Raw genomic sequence first — 18766 nt, forward strand, 5'->3', positions numbered from 1 at the left:
TTAATTATAGTTCTTTTCTTAATCTAGCAACTGGAATCCCTAATTGTTCACGGTATTTTGCTACTGTTCTTCTAGCAATATTGTATCCCTTATCTCTTAATAGTTGCGAAAGCTTTTCGTCAGTAATTGGTTTTTTCTTGCTTTCAGCATCTACAAAATCTTGCAAAATTTTCTTCACCTCTCTTGTACTTACCTCTTCTCCACTATCAGTAGACAATGATTCTGAAAAGAAGGACTTCAAAAGGAAAGTGCCATAAGGAGTACTCACATATTTACTATTTACCACTCTAGAAACAGTGGATATGTCTAAATGAACCATATCGGCTATATCCTTCAAAATCATCGGACGAAGATTGGTTTCGTCTCCATCTAAAAAATAAGCTTTCTGATATTCAGCAATCGCTTCCATCGTATTGATTAGCGTACCTTGACGTTGTTTAATCGCATCAATGAACCATTTTGCGCTGTCTAACTTTTGCTTTACAAACATTAATGCCTCCTTTTGTGATTTATCCGTCTTTTTGGATTCAGAATAGGTTTGCATCATGTTTTTATACTCTCTACTTACTTTTAATTCGGGAGCATTTCTACCATTTAGTGTAATCTCGATGTTTCCATCCTTAATTACCATATTAAAGTCTGGCACTACTACCTGAACACTTTTTGCGGATTCATTCATAGAGTTTCCAGGCTTAGGATTTAATCGTAAAATTTCCTCAATTGCCGCCTTTAAGTCCTCGTCTGAAATCTCTACATTCTTCTTGATTTTATCGTAATGTTTTTTGGTGAATTCTTCAAAGTATTCTTCTAAAATATGAGTGGCAAAAACAATCGAAAGTTTGTTTCTATCTTTTCTATGAATTTGAATCAACAAACACTCTTGTAAATCACGAGCGCCCACTCCGGCAGGATCCAATTGCTGTATTATTCGAAGAACTTTAAGCAGTTCTTCTTCTGTAGTCATAATATTTTGAGTGAAAGCTAAATCATCTTCGATGGCTGATAGTTCTCTTCTTAAATAGCCGGAATCGTCTAGGCTACCTATTAGGTGCTGTCCAATTTTAAACTCAGCATCACTCAGATTTTGCAATGATAATTGATTTTCTAATCGTTCATGAAATGTTTTTCCACCGCTTAGAGGTATTTGTCTTTCTTCATCATCCTTACTGTGATTGGAAATATTGTATTTGTAATCAGGAGTTCCGTCATCATCCATATAGTCAGAAAAGTCGAAGTCTTCTTGTGCTTCTGTCGCATCATCTCTTTCTTCGTAATCTTCTTCTTTCTCCTCGAATTCCTCATCATTTTCCTTCCCTTCATCCAATGCCGGATTGATTTCTAACTCTTCCTTGATTCTCTGCTCCAAAGAAACAGTAGGCAATTGAAGCAGCTTCATCAGCTGAATTTGCTGAGGAGATAGCTTCTGAAGCATCTTTTGTTGTAACGACTGCTTTAACATATTTCCAAAGTTGAAAGGTTGGAACTAAATTTAACTAATTTTTTAAAACTCTGCACTCTTCGGTGTTCTAGGAAATGGAATTACATCACGTATATTTCCCATACCTGTTACAAATTGTACTAATCGCTCAAAACCTAACCCAAATCCACTGTGTGGAGCAGTTCCAAACTTACGCAACTCCAAATACCACCAAAGTTCGTCCGCTTCTATGTGCATTTCCTCCATTCGTTTCACAAGCAGATCTAATCGCTCTTCACGCTGAGAACCTCCAACCATTTCTCCAATTCCTGGGAAAAGGATGTCCATAGCTCTAACCGTTTTTCCATCTTCATTTTGACGCATATAGAATGCCTTAATTTCTTTCGGGTAATCGGTTAAAACTACTGGTTTCTTGAAATGCTTTTCCACTAAATATCTTTCATGCTCCGACTGTAAATCTGTTCCAAATCCTTCTACAGGATATTGAAATTTTTTCTTTTTGTTTGGTTTAGAATTTCTTAAAATTTCAATGGCTTCTGTGTAAGTTAAACGCTCAAAATCGTTATCCACCACAAATTTCAATTTTTCAATTAAATTCATTGGTTGACGATCTTCGGCCTTTTTGTTTTTTTCTTCTTCTATGATTCTATTTTCGAGATAAACCAAATCATCATGACAATTCTCTAAAGTGTATGCAATCAAATATTTCATGAAGTCTTCAGCTAAATCAATGTTATCCTCCAATTCATTAAAGGCTACCTCAGGTTCAATCATCCAAAATTCAGCTAAATGCCTTGTGGTATTTGAATTTTCTGCCCTAAAAGTTGGTCCAAACGTGTAGACCTTTCCCAAAGCCATTGCAGCCGCTTCTGCTTCCAGCTGCCCAGAAACTGTTAAGTTTGTTAACTTACCAAAAAAGTCCTTTTTGTAATCAATCTCACCTTCTTCTGTTAAGGGTGGATTTTTCTTATCTAAGGTAGAAACGTTGAATGTTTCACCAGCTCCCTCAGCATCAGAACCAGTAATAATAGGAGTGTGGATATTGTAAAATCCACGGCTATTAAAGAAGTTGTGTACTGCAAAAATTAAGGTATGCCTGATTCTACTAACAGCACTAAATGTACTCGTTCTAAATCTTAAATGAGCATTTTCTCTCAAGAACTCTAATGAATGTTTCTTTGGTTGCAATGGATATTCATTGGCATCGGCTTCACCTAATACTTCAATACTTGACGCCTCCAATTCATACTTTTGCCCACTACCTTGAGATTCTACTAATTTTCCTATGGCTTTGATGCAAGATCCAGTAGTTACTTTGTCTACTACAGCTTCGCCCATTTTTTCTAAATCAACCACAATTTGGAGGTTGTGGGGTGTAGAGCCATCATTAACAGCGATAAACGCTACATTCTTACTCCCTCTTTTTGTTCTCACCCAAGCACTTATACTTACTTCGATGTCTTTCTCTGTGCTGTTTAAAAGTGCCTTTACTGTTTGACGTGCCATTCAATTATCTGATTAAAAATTATTGAGATTCAAAATGCTTCAATTCTAACGAATAGAACCGCAAAGGAACGTTTTTTTGATGAAATTTTGAATGAAAATTCTCAGGATAACTTTCCTTGTAATGCCTTAAAAAATGTGAAATAAAATAAAATGTTGCTACATTGGAAACATTATTAACAAAAAACGTTTCCGATGTTCATTTTGTTTCTTACGTTTGCATCGTGAAAAATTTAACTACAGAAAATAAACTTTTCGATAGTATCAAAGACTTATTCTTGAAGTATGGAATTAAGAGTCTTACCATGGATGATATTGCTCGTCAGTTGGGAATATCAAAAAAGACACTTTACATTTCTTTCGCCAATAAACGAGATTTAGTAAAGAAAGTAATAGAGTATCAAATTAGCTCGGTACAGTGTGATGTGGAAAATGAGTGTATTGAGGGAGAAAATGCCATTGATGAATTAATGGGGATCGGGCGTAAAGTAAATGAAGGTCTTTCGGATGCGCACCCTTCCATTATGTATGATATTCAGAAATATTACCCCCAAGCTTGGAAAGTATTAATGGAACATAAAGAAGAATTTGTGTTCAATAAAATGTTAATGAACCTGAAGCGTGGAATAGAAGAGGGGTTGTATAGAGATAACCTCAACCCAGAAGTTTTAACCAAAGCCTACATGGTGATGACAGAAGCAATGATGTCTAATCAATTAGCGCTACCGGGGAAATTTAATTTTCAAGAATTGCACCTGGAATTAATGCGTTATCACATCAGAGGCATCGCCAATGGGAAAGGAAGGGAATACTTAAAACAGAAATTTAAAGAAGACAATTAATAACTATTAATCATGAAGAAGCTGAATAAGCTCATTACATTGTCTCTGTTTTCTTGCTTGTTTGCAACAGCAATTGCACAAGACAGCACACAGACATTTCAATTCACGCTGAAGCAAGCGCAAGACTATGCCGTCTTAAATAGCTATCAAACTCGAACTGCCACCTTGGATGTAGAGAAATCAGAAAAGAAAGTGTGGGAAACTACAGCAATTGGTCTACCACAAATTTCTGCTAGTGCGGGTTATACGTATAACATTAAACTCCCCGTTCAGTTAGTACCAGGAGATGCCTTCCCAGGTGGGCAGCCAGGAACTTTTCAAGAGTTGACCTTTGGAACAGAACAAAGTATGAGTGCAGCAATCAATGTAAATCAATTGATTTTTGATGGAAGCTACATTGTAGGACTGCAAGCAGCTAAAGTGTATAAAGAAATTTCAATCAATGACCAAGCAAAATCAGCAATTGAAATTAAAGATATAGTAACTCAAGCATATGGTGGAGTTCTAGTTGCCGAGCGAAATAAATCCATTCTGAAAGAAAATCTCTCTAACATAGATAAGATTGTTTCTGATAATAAAGCATTGTATGAAAATGGATTCGTGGCTGAACAAGACTACGACCAATTGCAACTATTGCGTTCACAAACTAAAAGTGCATATGACAATGCAGAACGTCAAGTTCAGATTTCAAAGAATCTACTTAAGTTTTCAATGGGTATTGAAATTGCCAATACTATTGAATTAACTGAATCATTGGATGAAATCGTTAATGAAGTTGACGCAGAAGGTTTGGCCTCTTCTACCTTTAATATTGAATCACATATCGACTATCGAATTATAGAGAATCAAGAAAGAGCTTCTTTGCTTCTGGTAAAACAGGAAAAGTCCGCTTTTTTACCTCGTTTGTCTGCTACTTATAGCTTTCAGGAGAATTCCTTTAGTAACGAATTTAATTTCTTTTCAGATGCCCCATGGTTTAACGCTCAGTATGTTGGCTTAAACCTTTCTGTCCCCATCTTTAGTAGTGGTATGAGACTGGCGAAAGTAAAACAAGCTCAATTGGACTTTGAGAAGGTTACTTTAGCCAAAAAGCAAGTTTCTGAGAACCTAAAAATGGGTTTAATAACAAGCCGATCTGATTATACCTATGCACTTGATCAGTACAACTCACAGAAAGCAAATATGGAATTGGCAAACCGAATTTTTACCAAAGAACAAATTAAATATCAAGAAGGAATTTCCTCGAGTTTAGAATTAACTCAAGCAAACAATCAATTATTGTCGACACAAGGCGACTACCTAAATTCAATTTTACAACTCATTTCAGCGAAATCTAAATTAGATAAGGCGTTAAATAACTATTAAACAATGAAGACAAAACAATTAATCGGTGCATTCATTATAAGTGCAGCATTAGCGTCGTGTGGCGGTTCCCAAGAAGGTAAATCTGTAGAGGAGATTATTGAAAATAATGATTTAGCAGAATTAAAAGAAAAGCACAATGAACTGGTTGCTCAGGAACATGAACTATCCAATCAGATAGAAATGTTAGGAACAGCTATCTCAAAACTTGACAATAACAAAGTGCGTCCTTTAGTCTCTGTTTATACCATCAAACCTGAAGAATTCAAGCATTATGTAGAAGTTCAAGGCAATATAGATACCAAACAAAATGTAGTGCTTTACCCAGAATATGCTGGAGTATTGACGAAAGTTTTGGTGAAAGAAGGTCAACAAGTAAGTAGTGGACAATTGTTAGCCACTATAGAAGATGGTGGGTTGGCTCAACAAGTGAATCAAGCTGAAATACAAGCGGACTTATCACGAACTACTTTTGAGCGTCAGAAACGTTTATGGGATCAAAAAATTGGTTCTGAAATGCAATTTTTACAAGCTAAGGCCAATTATGAAGCCCAACAAAAGTCAGTATCACAACTGAAGTCCCAATTGGCTAAAACTCAAATAAAAGCTCCTTTCTCTGGTATAGTAGATGAAATAATGATTGAAGAAGGTAACGTAGTAGGTCCGGGGCAAATGGGGGTGATGAGAGTAATCAACATGAATCAGATGTATGTAGAGTCTGATGTGCCAGAAACTTTTATCTCAGCTATATCAAAAGGAAGAGCTGTTCAAGTTGAAATCCCTGTATTGAACCAGACGATTGATGGAGTAATTAGTCAAGCGAGTAATTATATAAAGCCTGATAATAGATCTTTTAGAGTTGAAGCCGTGTTGCAAAATAAGGAAGGTAAGATAAAACCAAACATGACTGCTCGTTTGAAGATTAACGATTATACTGCTGAAAACGCAATTATGATTCCTCAAAGCATTATTTCCGAAGATTCAGAAGGCAAACAATATGTATATAAGGTAAATACCTCTAAGTCTGAACCTACTGCAGAGCGGGTTTTTATCTCTACAGGGAAAAAGGGTGGCGATTATATTGAAGTCACAGAAGGGTTGGCCGATAATGACTTAGTGATAAAGGAAGGCGCAAGAACTGTAAAAGACCAACAAGAAGTAGAAATCATCAAACAATAAAAAATGTCTGAAGAAATAAAAAACAACGATTTACCAGAAAAAATCCAACCTTCGGAAGTGAATACAGAAGAAAAAGAGTTTGGATTGTCTTCTTGGGCAATAGATAACCCTACAGTTATCTATGTGATGATTGCAATTTTCTTATTCCTAGGGCTTTCTTCATACTTCGGATTACCAAGAGAAAGCTTTCCTGAGATAAAAGAAACTAAAATATATATCAGTGCACCCTATCCTGGAAACACCGCTGAAGATATAGAACGACTTATAGTAGACCCATTAGAAGACGAGCTGGATGATGTAAGTAACGTTGTAGAAATCCTATCGACTTCTCAAGAGGATTACGGAATTATAACTGTAGAGTTTGATGAAGATATTAGCGTAGAGGATGCAAAAGTAAAAGTAAAAGATAAGGTAGATGCAGCTAAATCTAGTGAAGATTGGCCAACTTTTAATGGAGCCAAAGTAGAGCCTAATGTGTTCGACTTAAACCTTTCAGAGGAAATGCCAATAGTAAACTATAACATTACTGGTGACTATCCGATTGAAAAATTAAAAGAGTATGCAGAGTACCTAGAGGACGCTATTGAGAAAGTACCAGAAATCAAACAGGTAGACATTCGAGGGGCTCAAGAAAAAGAAGTAGAAGTAGCGGTTGATGTGTACAAAATGATGGCTGCTAAGGTAAGCTTTCAAGATGTTCAAAATGCAATCAGTAACGGAAACGTTACTATGTCTGCAGGAAATTTAATTAACAGTGGGCAAAGAAGAACAATTCGAATTTTAGGAGAGATAGACCGACCAATGGACTTGGAAAATTTCGTAGTAAAGTCCGAAAAAGGCAATTCGATATACTTGAAAGATATTGCTACTGTGAAATTTCAAGCTGAAGAAACTACTACCTACGCTCGAGAATGGGGAGAGCAAGTCGTTATGCTTGATGTAAAAAAGAGAGCCGGTAAAAACATGATCTCTGCTATCGAGCAGGCCAATAAAATTATTGAAGAAGCAAAAGAGAACTACATTCCATCTGATGTTCAAATTACATCTGCGAATGATCAGTCAGCGATGACTATCAATCAAGTTAACGACCTCGTAAACAATATTATATTTGGAATTATCTTGGTAATTTTAGTGTTGATGTTCTTCCTTGGTTTTAGGAATGCACTTTTCGTTGGATTCGCAATTCCAATGTCCATGTTCATGTCTTTTATGGTCATTGAATTGTTAGGGTACACCATGAATACTATGGTACTATTTGCGTTGGTGATGGGACTTGGTATGCTAGTTGACAATGGAATTGTGGTAGTTGAGAACGTATACCGTTTAATGAGTGAAGGAATGAGCAGATACGAGGCCTCCAAAAAAGGTATTGGTGAAATCGCAGTTCCTATTATTATCTCAACCGCAACTACTGTAGCAGCATTCGTTCCATTAGGATTCTGGCCTGGTGTAATGGGTGAATTTATGGTTTACTTTCCCATTACCCTTTCCATCGTATTGGGTTCATCACTATTTGTAGCGATTTTTATCAACTCGATGCTGGTTTCTAAATTTATGGAGGTAGATGAAAAAGTATTACCCTTCAAAAAACTCATTAGAAACATCATAATTCTAGTTGTTCTCGGGGTATTCATGATGATCGTAGGTGGAGCAGTAAGAGGCCTTGGGACATTGATGATTTTTACTGCTATAATGCTTCTAATGTATCGCTATGTTTTCAAAAAGTGGGCAGATAATTTCCAACGTAAAACTTTGGTGACTTTCGAAAACTGGTATGAATCCTCTTTAAAATTTGCCTTGAGAAAGAAAAACGCTTATTACTTCTTTTTCGGAACAATCGTAATGCTTTTTGTTTCCTTATTTCTATTTGGTGGCTCAGTAGGTTCAGGTAGAACTAAGATTGAGTTTTTTCCAGACAACAAGCCTAATCAGATTATCGTATACATCGAATATCCTCAAGGAACCGACATAGATAAAACCAATGAGATTACTAAAAGCATAGAAAAAAGAGTATATGCTGTTTTAAGAGATGAGCAATATGTCGATGATGGTTATAATTTCATGACCGAATCTGTAGTTTCTCAAGTTGGTGAAGGTGCAGGAAATCCTCAAACAGATGGGGGATCAGCAGCAGAAATGCCGCATAGAGGTAAAATTACTGCAACTATGCGAGAATATAAATACAGAAGAGGAGAGGATAGTGAAACGCTGCGACTAAAAGTTCAAGATGCATTGAGAGGTGTTTATCCGGGAGTATCTATATCTGTAGAAAAAGATGCTGCAGGTCCCCCCATAGGCTATCCGATCAACATTGAAGTAAGTGGAAAGGATTATACCGAGTTAATTGATGTTGCAGAAAGAATAAGAAATTTCATCAATGCTCAAAATGTACCTGGTATAGAAGAGTTAAAAATTGATGTGAATAAAAGTAAGCCAGCTATTCAAGTTGAAGTGGATCGTCAAAAAGCTGGAGAATTAGGTGTATCTGCAGGCCAGGTTGGGAATCAATTGAGAAGCTCTATTTTTGGTATTAAAGCAGGTGTTTATAAGGAAGATGGAGATGATTATGATATCTATGTTAGATTTAACGAAGACTTGAAAAAAAATCCAAGCGCTTTGTTTAATCAGAACATTATCTTTAGAGATCAAGCAACTGGTACCATTAAAGAAATTCCCATAAGCACAGTTGCAACACAGAAAAACACATCAGGATTTAGTGCCGTTAAACACATTGACTTACAACGTATCGTAACGGTATACTCAGGTGTTTTACCAGGAGCAAATGCGAACGAAATTGTGAATATTTTGAAAAACAAAATGCTCGACTTTGAGACTCCTAAGGGTGTTGAATACGCTTTTACCGGAGAAATCGAAGAACAAGGAAAACAGATGGCCTTTTTACTTGGTGCATTAGCTACTGGATTAGGTTTGATTATGTTATTATTAATCTTTCAGTTTAGTTCTATTTCTAAGCCTACCATCATAATGATGGCAATCTTTTTAAGCTTTATTGGTGTATTCTTAGGTCTAGTGATTACTGGATGGAACTTTGTGATCATGATGACGATGGTGGGAATTATTTCACTTGCAGGAATTGTAGTAAACAATGGTGTAGTGCTTCTAGACTATACAGATATATTAATTGAGAGAAGAAAAAAGAAAAATGGACTTGGGAAAGGAGATCTACTTTCTAGAGAGGAAGTAATGGAAGCTATTGTTGTTGGTGGAAAGGCAAGATTACGTCCAGTAATACTTACGGCGATTACAACTGTCTTGGGTTTAATTCCCTTAGCTATTGGATTAAATATCGATTTCTTCTCCTTATTCACAGAGTTTGATCCCAAGATTTATATGGGAGGTGATAACGTAATCTTCTGGGGTCCGTTAGCATGGACTGTAATATTTGGATTAACATTCGCAACATTCTTAACACTTATAGTAGTGCCAGTTATGAACTATTTAGTCTATCGATTAAAAATACGTTTAGCGAAATAATAGAACTATTAAGGAATTTTAAGAAACAATGATATAACAATCCAAAAGCACTACCGTTATTGTATCGGTTATATAGAGGTTTAGGTTTGGTTGAATGGGGATAATAACAGTAGTTATTGTCCCCATTCTTTTTAAAATTGACTTTAATAAGGTATTGGCTAGAATAAACAAGTAATTGACAATTGCCATAAGCTGTGATAGTAACAATGCAAAAACGAATGTATTCAATCTATAAGGCCTTTAAAAACAAATATTTCATACATTTGTTTCATTACAAATTTCTCCTCTCAATTCGATTAATATGAGTGAATTTAAAGCCGGTGAATTACTAAGTCAAATTACAGTACCTGCTGATTTAAGGAAGTTTAAAGAAGAAGATTTACTTCAAATTTCTAAAGAGCTACGCCAATATATAGTGGATGTGGTCTCTGTTAAAGGAGGTCATTTTGGTGCTAGTTTAGGGGTGGTTGAAATGACAGTTGCTCTCCATTACGTTTTTAACACACCGTATGATCAACTCGTGTGGGATGTAGGTCATCAAGCTTATGGACACAAATTATTGACAGGAAGAAGAACAGAATTTCACACAAACAGGATTTATAAGGGTTTAAGTGGATTTCCAAAAAGATCAGAAAGTGAGTACGATACATTTGGAGTGGGTCACTCTTCTACTTCAATATCGGCTGCATTAGGAATGGCCGTGGCCTCACGATTAAAAGGACAAAAAGATAGACAACACATTGCTGTAATAGGTGATGGCGCTATGACAGCAGGTTTGGCTTTTGAAGGATTAAATCACGGTGGAGTAGAAGACTCAAATCTACTAGTTATCTTGAATGACAACTGTATGTCTATTGACCCAAATGTTGGAGCATTAAAAGAGTACCTAACTGATATTTCAACGTCTCATACCTATAATAAAGTAAAAGATGAGGTATGGACTCTACTTGGTAAAGTGAGTAAGTTTGGTCCAAATGCTCAAGCTATAGTTCAGAAAATTGAGAATGGTTTGAAAGGAGCTTTATTGAAACAAAGCAATTATTTTGAATCATTGAATTTTAGATATTTTGGCCCAATCGATGGCCACGATGTGAACCACATGACCAAGGTTTTACAGGATTTGAAAGATATTCCTGGTCCCAAAATATTGCATTGCTTGACCAAAAAAGGAAAAGGATATCAACCAGCAGAAGATGGGAGTCCTACTAAATGGCATGCACCAGGTTTATTCAATAAAGATACAGGGGAAATAATAAAAGTAACACCAAAGAATCCTCAACCACCAAAATATCAAGATGTTTTCGGACATACCATTGTAGAGTTAGCTGAGAAAAATGAAAAAATAGTGGGAGTTACCCCAGCTATGCCTTCAGGAAGTTCATTGAACATAATGATGGAAGCCATTCCTGAAAGAGCTTTTGATGTAGGTATTGCAGAACAGCATGCAGTTACTTTTTCTGCTGGCATGGCTACTCAAGGATTGATTCCATTTTGTAACATCTACTCTTCATTTATGCAACGTGCATATGACCAGGTGGTTCACGATGTAGCTTTGCAGAATTTACACGTAGTATTTTGTTTAGATCGTGCAGGCTTTGCAGGAGCAGACGGGCCAACACATCACGGAGCGTATGACATTTCTTATATGCGATCTATTCCAAATATGATTGTAGCTTCTCCAATGAATGAAGAAGAGTTGCGCGACATGATGTACACTGCTCAAGAAAAGAATAATGGGCCTTTTTCCATCCGTTACCCAAGAGGAAATGGGGTGATGCCCAACTGGAAAACTCCTTTGAAATCAATGAAGATTGGACAAGGGAAGAGAATTAAAAATGGGGAAGATGTGGCCATTTTATCATTCGGGCACATAGGAAACTATGCTATTGAAGCTTGCGAACGTCTAGCTGAGAACAATATTAGTGCAGCACATTACGACTTGAGATTTGCAAAACCATTAGATGAAATGCTGTTGCATGAAGTATTCGGAAAGTTTGATAAAATCATCACTATTGAAGATGGGTGTGTGATGGGTGGAATAGGAAGTGCAATTTTAGAATTCGCTGCTGACCATCAATACAAGAATTCTACTGTTGTTAGATTAGGAATTCCTGATGCATTTATAGAGCATGGTTCACAAATGGAACTGCACAAAGAATGCGGATTTGATCCTGAAGGTATCGCACAAACTGCTGCTAAATTAGTTGGTATAAAATTGAATAAGCAGGCTGTATAAGGACTACTAAACATAAAAAAGGCGCTTGAATATAGATTCAAGCGCCTTTTTTATAATATTTAATTTACTTCGCGTTATCATATGACTTTGCAGACTGAATCATTTTCTTTACTGCACTCTCACTAAATTGCTCACTTTCAAAACTCTTAATCTCAACTTTAAATCCATCTGCATCATACAGATAGAAAAACTGAAATTCAGGGTCTATCCCACTATCAGGAATAGACTTCTTCCAAAACAATAAATTTGGAGTATCCTCAACAAACTCTACAGTATAAACCTGCTCATCCATCAATTCAGCTTTTTTCTCTTCAATTGATATTGGTTCTTGTTGCAACTCCATACCAAAACGGTCTCCTACCCGAATCTGTAAACTACCCCAATTGGTACGCTCAAATTCAGGAGCTCCGAAATCTTCATTAGGGACATAAATAGCTCCTTCGAAACCATGGTCCCTAAGATTTACCATCGTCATTCCTTCTACATTGGCTACCTCTTCAGTTGTTTCCTCCGCTTGAGAGCTAGTTTCGCCACCACAAGACCACATTAAAAATGTAGAAAAAGCAATTATTCCAATTCGTGTAATATTCTTCATAGCTTTTATTTTTTAGCAAATATATCATTTGCAATTATATCAACCAACAACACTATTTAATCGTAACACGAACCCCATTACTATGGGAAGTAAATTCAGGCGCATACATACATTGCACCTGCGTAATCCCATTGGAAAATTGCCCCGAAATATTAGCTCTCAACTCATATTCAAAAATATAGACTCCTTTTCTCAAATAAGAGATGAAGAAATTAGTAGCTGCATCTTTTGTACTTTCATAATAGCCTAAACCATCTTGATATTTATAACTTGATATTACGTTTATCGGCTCAAATCCTGATGCTCGCATATCTTTTAAATGCACAAATTCTAAATCTCTGTCGGAACGCAACTCCACTCTTACAATCACCTTATCTCCTAGTTTGATAGGAGTCTTTTCTGTAACCTTTTGAAGCTGTTTTCCTGAATTAGTTCTTACTTCAATGAATAACTCTTTTTCTAATTTCAATGGTGTTTCCGCAAAAGTAATTTTATCCAAATCCTCAAAATACTGCCAGTAAGCTGCACCCCAAGCCACACCTTCGTTTGATTTTTTAACCGTTATGTTTCCCATTTTTGGAGACACATCTCCACCAGTCCACGATTTCTTAAAGTAGCCTGTACCGGCTTCCGTTTTCAACGATGGATCATTTGCTGGATCTAATTGCTGATCTCCAACAATTAAACTCACTGTATTTTCCATTGTCAATACATCCGTTCCTTTCAACAATAAAGCATAGCAAGCATCAGCCGTAGCTTTAGTGGTTTTCCAATCTTGAGTTTGCTTTTGTTTCAGCAACCATACTTTTAATAATTCTAAGGAGGTCTTATCATCTAACACCTCATCAAAAGCCTCTATCATCAGCGCTTGAGTTTCTATTGGCGCTTGATTCCAATAATACCCTCTTCGATTGTCTTTCCAATACATGCCCATTTCATCATTGTAAATAGCAATGTCTTTCGCTGCTTTCATGATTGTTTTGGCAACTTCTACATCCTTATAGCGATTTGCGGAAAGTGCGATCATCCCTCTCAACTGCAAACTATAATCTAACCAATACTGCTTGGACTGCTTGTAATAATAGTCGAATGCGACTTTGTTTACAGATGAAATTTCCTTTTCAATAAAGAAGCTTCTAGCATAAAAATACTGAATCTGAAAGGAAGAAATCTGTTTTTTACTTAAATCAGCTTTGTGATAGATTAATCTATCATAGTCCGCTTTTAATTCAGCGTCTAAATAAGCAATTGCTTTATCTAGCATCTGTCTTAATTCCGTGTTCTTTTCGAAATCAATCATACCTAACTGCTTCAAATGTCCAAAACCACTTACGATGTGTTGAGTGATGTATCGATTTTCCCTTCCGCCATCAAACCATGGCCAAGCACCAGAAGAATACTGCATCTGAACCAGCTTTTTGGTAGCTCGACTCAGTTCTCTTTCCATCTTATCCAGCTGGAACAACTCACCCAATCGTCGTTTGCGTTCACTCTCGTCTTTTGCATTTCTCAACCATGGAGTTTCTTCAATCACCAACGCTTTCAACTCTTGATTTTTCTCTAGGTTAGAAAGCAAAGCATCCGGCTGATACTGTCTCCAGATTTCAAATACACGTTTTATTTTAGGATCTGAATTAGCGATGTGTGTTGCAATGGTATTCGCATACAATCGGCTAAACGTTTGCTCAGCACATTCGTAAGGGTACTCCATTAAATACGGCAAAGCCTGAATAGCATACCAAGCAGGATTCGAGGTGTATTCTATTGTAAATCGCTCATTAGTCAATGTAGACGAAGTATTATTCACCAACTTATCAAACGTGAATTGCTTGCTTCCTTTTCCATTCATTGGCAATGGCAGCGTTTCTGTCACTAACATTCTATTCGTCAATACAGGAATCGTTCGCTCTTCACCATCACTGTGCGTTTTGCTTTCGCCGATGATTTTATAGGTCACAGCTTGCAACCCTTTCGGGATAGTGATTTGCCAACTCACTACTTCATTTCCTTTTGAAGAAATAGTCATCTTTTTATTCGCTTTATCTTTGGCCAATAAGTTAATCGGCTTCATGGTTAAAGCATCAAAAAAGGCAATAGTGGCTGCAACTTCTTGCTCCTTGTCGCTAATATTGGCCATTTTAGTTTTGAACACCAACGTATCTCCTTCTCTAAAGAAACGCGGAGGATTCGGCATGACCATCAGCTCTTTCTGAGCTACAATTTCTTCTAACGTTGTTCCAATTTTTAAATCGGTGGTGTGCGCCATTGCCATAAACTTATATCGCGTCAATGCATCGGGCATGGTAAAAGTAAAATCTACTGTACCGTCTTCATTTGTTTCTAAATGTGGATAAAAGAAAGCCGTTTCTCGGAAGTCGGAGCGAATGGAAGGAGGTGTAGTTGGAACAGAAGTAGGATTTGTCATCGACTCTTTCTCAACAACCTCCACATCAGCATCACTTACTGACCTAACAGCCATAGACTGTACTTCCTCAGCATATACTTCACCTTTGGAAAAGCTCATTGCAGCATCATATTGAACACCATAGTTTCTATTATAATATTGTCGATCTCCTTCAAATCCAAAAAAATTCAATCCTTTATAATTTAAAGGGGAGGGTAAGTTATTACCCTTTGGCTCAAAGTAATTAGCAGCACTTACTCTTCTAAAATACTGATCCGATTGCCAATTAGAACGACTATAGTTATTACTGTACGGGAAAAAATTCCAACTATTGGCTTGAAACACATCCAAGCTTTGATCGTACATAGAGGCCAACACTTCCGCTTGCACCGACTTTTTCTCTACATCAGTTACCGTTAGCGACCATGCCTCTTTATTTCCAGGCTCGGTTACATTTCTAAAGGTGCTCAGTTTAACATTTAACTGTTTATTGCTGTATGGCACTGTATATTCCATCGATTGATTGAATGAGCGATTATCATAAACCATTAGTAGATTCACACGAAAACCTCCTCGAAATTTTTCTTTCACATCGATTTCAATCACTTTTTGTTCCTTTTTCAAAGCAATCCACTCTTTTTTGAGCACTTTATCACCCAACACTAATTCATATAGCACCTTTGCGTCAGTAGCTCTGGAGCCAATTACAAATTGGGCTTTATCACCTACCTCTACTTTATTGGTCAGTTGCTTCACCCAAAAAACGGAAGCCACTGTCGGACATTTATCCTTCAGACTAAAAATGGTAAAATACCGCTCCTGCTTTATTTCATCACCGTTCTCATCTGTAGCTAAGATGTTCAATTTATAGGTTCCACTCGCTAATTCCGAAGGCAGTTGGAGTAATTCATTGGAAGAACCCTTCGCATCCACCACTCGCTTTTCTACTCCCAACAAACTAGGGTCTATTTCATTTTCACGATAAGCAAAATGAGGGAATTCACTTCTAAAAGCTGTTTCTTCCAACTGAATCTGCTCAGGAATTTCCCAATACCTTTGCTTGTAAACTTGTTCTGATGCTTTCAACAACTCAATTGAATACTCGATATTGGCAGCTACTGGCTCATTAGAGTAATTAGTGGTTTTAAAGGTGAATCCTTTCAATTGGTTCACTTCTATTTCTTTTCCTAAATCAACTTGTAGTTGATACGACTTCGTTCCAATACTAACTGAGGTTGTCGAGCTCTGGGTTTCTCCATTAATATCCATCACATCTGCCACCACCTCGTAAGTGAATGTTGATGTGCTATTCGTTGGCGCTTTCGCTAAGAACCTCACTTCAAATTCTCCGGCCGCATTTGTACTTACTTTTCCTTTGGCTATTTCTGCTTCATTATTTTGTGATGGAGGGAATCTTCTCCAACCATAATAGTGATAATATGGTATTATTTCTCGGCGAGTTACGCGATAACTCACTTCTGCATCCGTTAAGTTCGATCCAGAATACGCGATGGCTTTTCCTACTACTGCAACTGAATCGTTCAACTTAAAATTCCCTTTTGCAGGATCAAACTTCACTTCAAATTGTGGGCGCTTATACTCTTCTACCGAAAAGCCATGTTGTCCAAGGTCTGTTTTTAATCGGTAGTAACCGGTTAATCCGCCTACAGGCAATTGAAAAGAACCACTAAATGAGCCATATTGGTTTGCTTTTACATCAATAGAAGCCACTTTCTTATAGTTGACATCCATCAACTCCACAGTGCTACTATAACTCGTATTTAGTTTTACTTCCTTTTCTTTAGAGTCTATCACAATCCCCTTAAAGTAGACCGTTTGACCAGGTCGATAAATGGCTCGATCCGTGAAAAAATTAACACGAGTATTCCACTTCTCTGTATTAGATCGATAATTATTATAACTGTAAATACTTTGAGAATACAAGCTATCCTTTCCATTCTTGAACACAATAGAAATACTTCTATTATAAGTATTCCCAATTGCCACAAATCCATTGGCATCTGTTTTGAATTTTCCAACCTTCCCTAAATTCGAGCTATAGTTTCTATCTTGATACACCTCTAAATCAACACCTCCGATCGGATGACCATTTTTACGGCTTAGAACATATATTTCTATTCCTCCATTCGTATTGTTCTGTTGGATAAAACTCATCTCTGACACCCACATTTCTGTAAAAGAAATGGATTCCATATTAGAAAAATCAGCTTTAGAAGAAGACATCAAGTAATAATGACCTGTAGGCAATCCTTTTTGAGAAAACTCTGTCGTATGCTGTCGCAAATCTTCCTGCCCCGAAAAGTTTATTATCCAACTATGGACCATTTTCGAATCCAACAACTTTCGTTTTTGCTCATTGTAGTTCATATTCTCAGAAATTCTTCCAAAAGGAGAAACCACAATTCGGTAATACATAGTTGAAACATTTCGCCAAGTTGCTTTAAACAACATGGGCGTATTTGGCAATTGAGCTGATTCCAACTCAATTTGATGGGATGGCATTTTTAATTGATTCAGCAATGCACGACACTGAACTGCTCCGTAGCTATTAGAATATAGCTTGATGTGCTCTTCACAAAGTGTAGCCGCTTCTTTTAATTTATTTTTATGAATACTTGCTGTATCAGAATCGTACATCTGCTTATAGTATTTAGCAATTTCAAAAGCAGTTCTAGCAGACTCCGGATTACTTTCTAATGTTTCATGCAAAGAAGCAATCGCTCTAAAATAAAGCGCATCAATTCCATCTCCTTGGAAATAGGTTTTTGCAAATTGCAATCGCTTTATAGTCGCATCAGTCAATGCCGTCAAGTTATCTTCCTCTAATAAAAAGGCTGTCCATTCTTGGTATAATTTCAGCGCTTTCCATTCATTCGAAAAAGTGTCAGTGGTTTGGAATACAGCTTTTACAAATTCCTCATTGGATGAAAACACAACAGAGTCTTCAATAGTGAATACATCAATTGGATCAGTTAAACTGGCTTGTCCTGATGAATAAAAATCGATAGCTCTTTTGACCAACAAATCGTACAGAAATCGTTGCACTTCTTTCTCCTCGTCATAATTAACCGTTTGCTCTGTCAAAATCGGTTCAAAATAATTAATAGGTGTACGCTTTAACTTTTCACTTTCTGTTAAAGAAGCGTCGTAGTGAATCTGTATGCGCTTAACAATGGTTTTTAAATCCCACGTTTTAATATCATCCGTAGGTTCGCCTTGAATCTCGGTTCGCTGATTGAATTTCCAACTGTTTTGCTGATAGTAATTCAGATAAATCGAGCCTAAAGTAGAATGAAAAATAGCCGAAAGTGGGTAACTGTATTGTTTCGTTTTTTGTTCTAAGTCGATGATTGTTTTTTCTAAACTTTCTTCGGTAAACGAATTACTCAACCGAGCAATGTATAAAGTGGCTTTATACACTTGATTGTAATTTTGAGTTTTTTCCGCATTGTTTAAGATTTGCTCCACCTTTCGGGCAGCAGTTTTATCAAGGCCTACCATCAATAGAGAATCGACTTCAACCCACTCCTTTTTGTAGTCTCCAAAAGACTTATAAACAATTAAATCCTTCTGTTCCGGTTTAGAATTGGTCCATGCAATTAAGCCCGTTAATGACAAAACCAATCCCAATAAAATCAAATATTTTAAACGCATAAATCAATTTTTTTCAATCCTTTATCAAAGATAGTTC

At 36.7% G+C, this 18766-nt stretch carries 9 protein-coding genes; 5 read left to right on the forward strand and 4 right to left on the reverse strand.

From position 1 onward, the window contains the following. Positions 1–4 precede the first annotated feature (4 nt). The gene (gene rpoN, locus GQN54_RS01865; RefSeq protein WP_160631386.1) at positions 5–1459 is read right to left on the reverse strand and encodes an RNA polymerase factor sigma-54; all 1455 of its coding nucleotides are present in this window, start codon (positions 1457–1459) and stop codon (positions 5–7) included. A 42-nt stretch (positions 1460–1501) separates the two neighbouring features. Then, complete coding sequence (asnS, locus tag GQN54_RS01870; RefSeq protein WP_160631388.1) at positions 1502–2944, reverse strand: asparagine--tRNA ligase; 1443 nt, start codon at positions 2942–2944, stop codon at positions 1502–1504. Between the two features lie 161 nt (positions 2945–3105). Between asnS and GQN54_RS01875 the strand changes: the two genes are divergently transcribed. The 5 genes from GQN54_RS01875 (at position 3106) to dxs (ending at position 12055) form a co-directional block, all read left to right on the forward strand. Next, a complete protein-coding gene (locus GQN54_RS01875; RefSeq protein ID WP_160631390.1) occupies positions 3106–3783 on the forward strand; it encodes a TetR/AcrR family transcriptional regulator in 678 nt (225 codons plus the stop codon). A 12-nt stretch (positions 3784–3795) separates the two neighbouring features. Then, a complete protein-coding gene (locus GQN54_RS01880; protein ID WP_160631392.1) occupies positions 3796–5148 on the forward strand; it encodes a TolC family protein in 1353 nt (450 codons plus the stop codon). Positions 5149–5151: 3 nt separating this feature from the next. Next, positions 5152–6324 carry an efflux RND transporter periplasmic adaptor subunit gene (locus GQN54_RS01885; protein ID WP_160631394.1) on the forward strand — a complete coding sequence of 391 codons (1173 nt, stop codon included), beginning with the start codon at positions 5152–5154 and terminating at the stop codon, positions 6322–6324. Between the two features lie 3 nt (positions 6325–6327). Continuing rightward, positions 6328–9819: an efflux RND transporter permease subunit gene (locus GQN54_RS01890; protein ID WP_160631396.1), complete on the forward strand. Its 3492-nt coding sequence runs from the start codon at positions 6328–6330 to the stop codon at positions 9817–9819. 301 nt (positions 9820–10120) lie between these two features. Further along, a complete protein-coding gene (gene dxs / locus GQN54_RS01895) occupies positions 10121–12055 on the forward strand; it encodes a 1-deoxy-D-xylulose-5-phosphate synthase (protein ID WP_160631398.1) in 1935 nt (644 codons plus the stop codon). Between the two features lie 64 nt (positions 12056–12119). On the opposite strand, the gene GQN54_RS01900 is transcribed toward dxs, so the two are convergent. Together GQN54_RS01900 and GQN54_RS01905 are read right to left on the reverse strand one after the other, a co-directional pair. Beyond that, positions 12120–12650 carry a hypothetical protein gene (locus tag GQN54_RS01900; RefSeq protein WP_160631400.1) on the reverse strand — a complete coding sequence of 177 codons (531 nt, stop codon included), beginning with the start codon at positions 12648–12650 and terminating at the stop codon, positions 12120–12122. A 52-nt stretch (positions 12651–12702) separates the two neighbouring features. Beyond that, positions 12703–18729, reverse strand: a complete 6027-nt coding sequence (locus tag GQN54_RS01905; protein ID WP_160631402.1) for an alpha-2-macroglobulin family protein — start codon at positions 18727–18729, stop codon at positions 12703–12705. Between the last annotated feature and the right edge of the window lie 37 nt (positions 18730–18766).

This window comes from Acidiluteibacter ferrifornacis (assembly GCF_009909615.1).
In the GTDB taxonomy this organism is placed as follows: Bacteria; Bacteroidota; Bacteroidia; order Flavobacteriales_E; family Vicingaceae; genus Acidiluteibacter; species Acidiluteibacter ferrifornacis.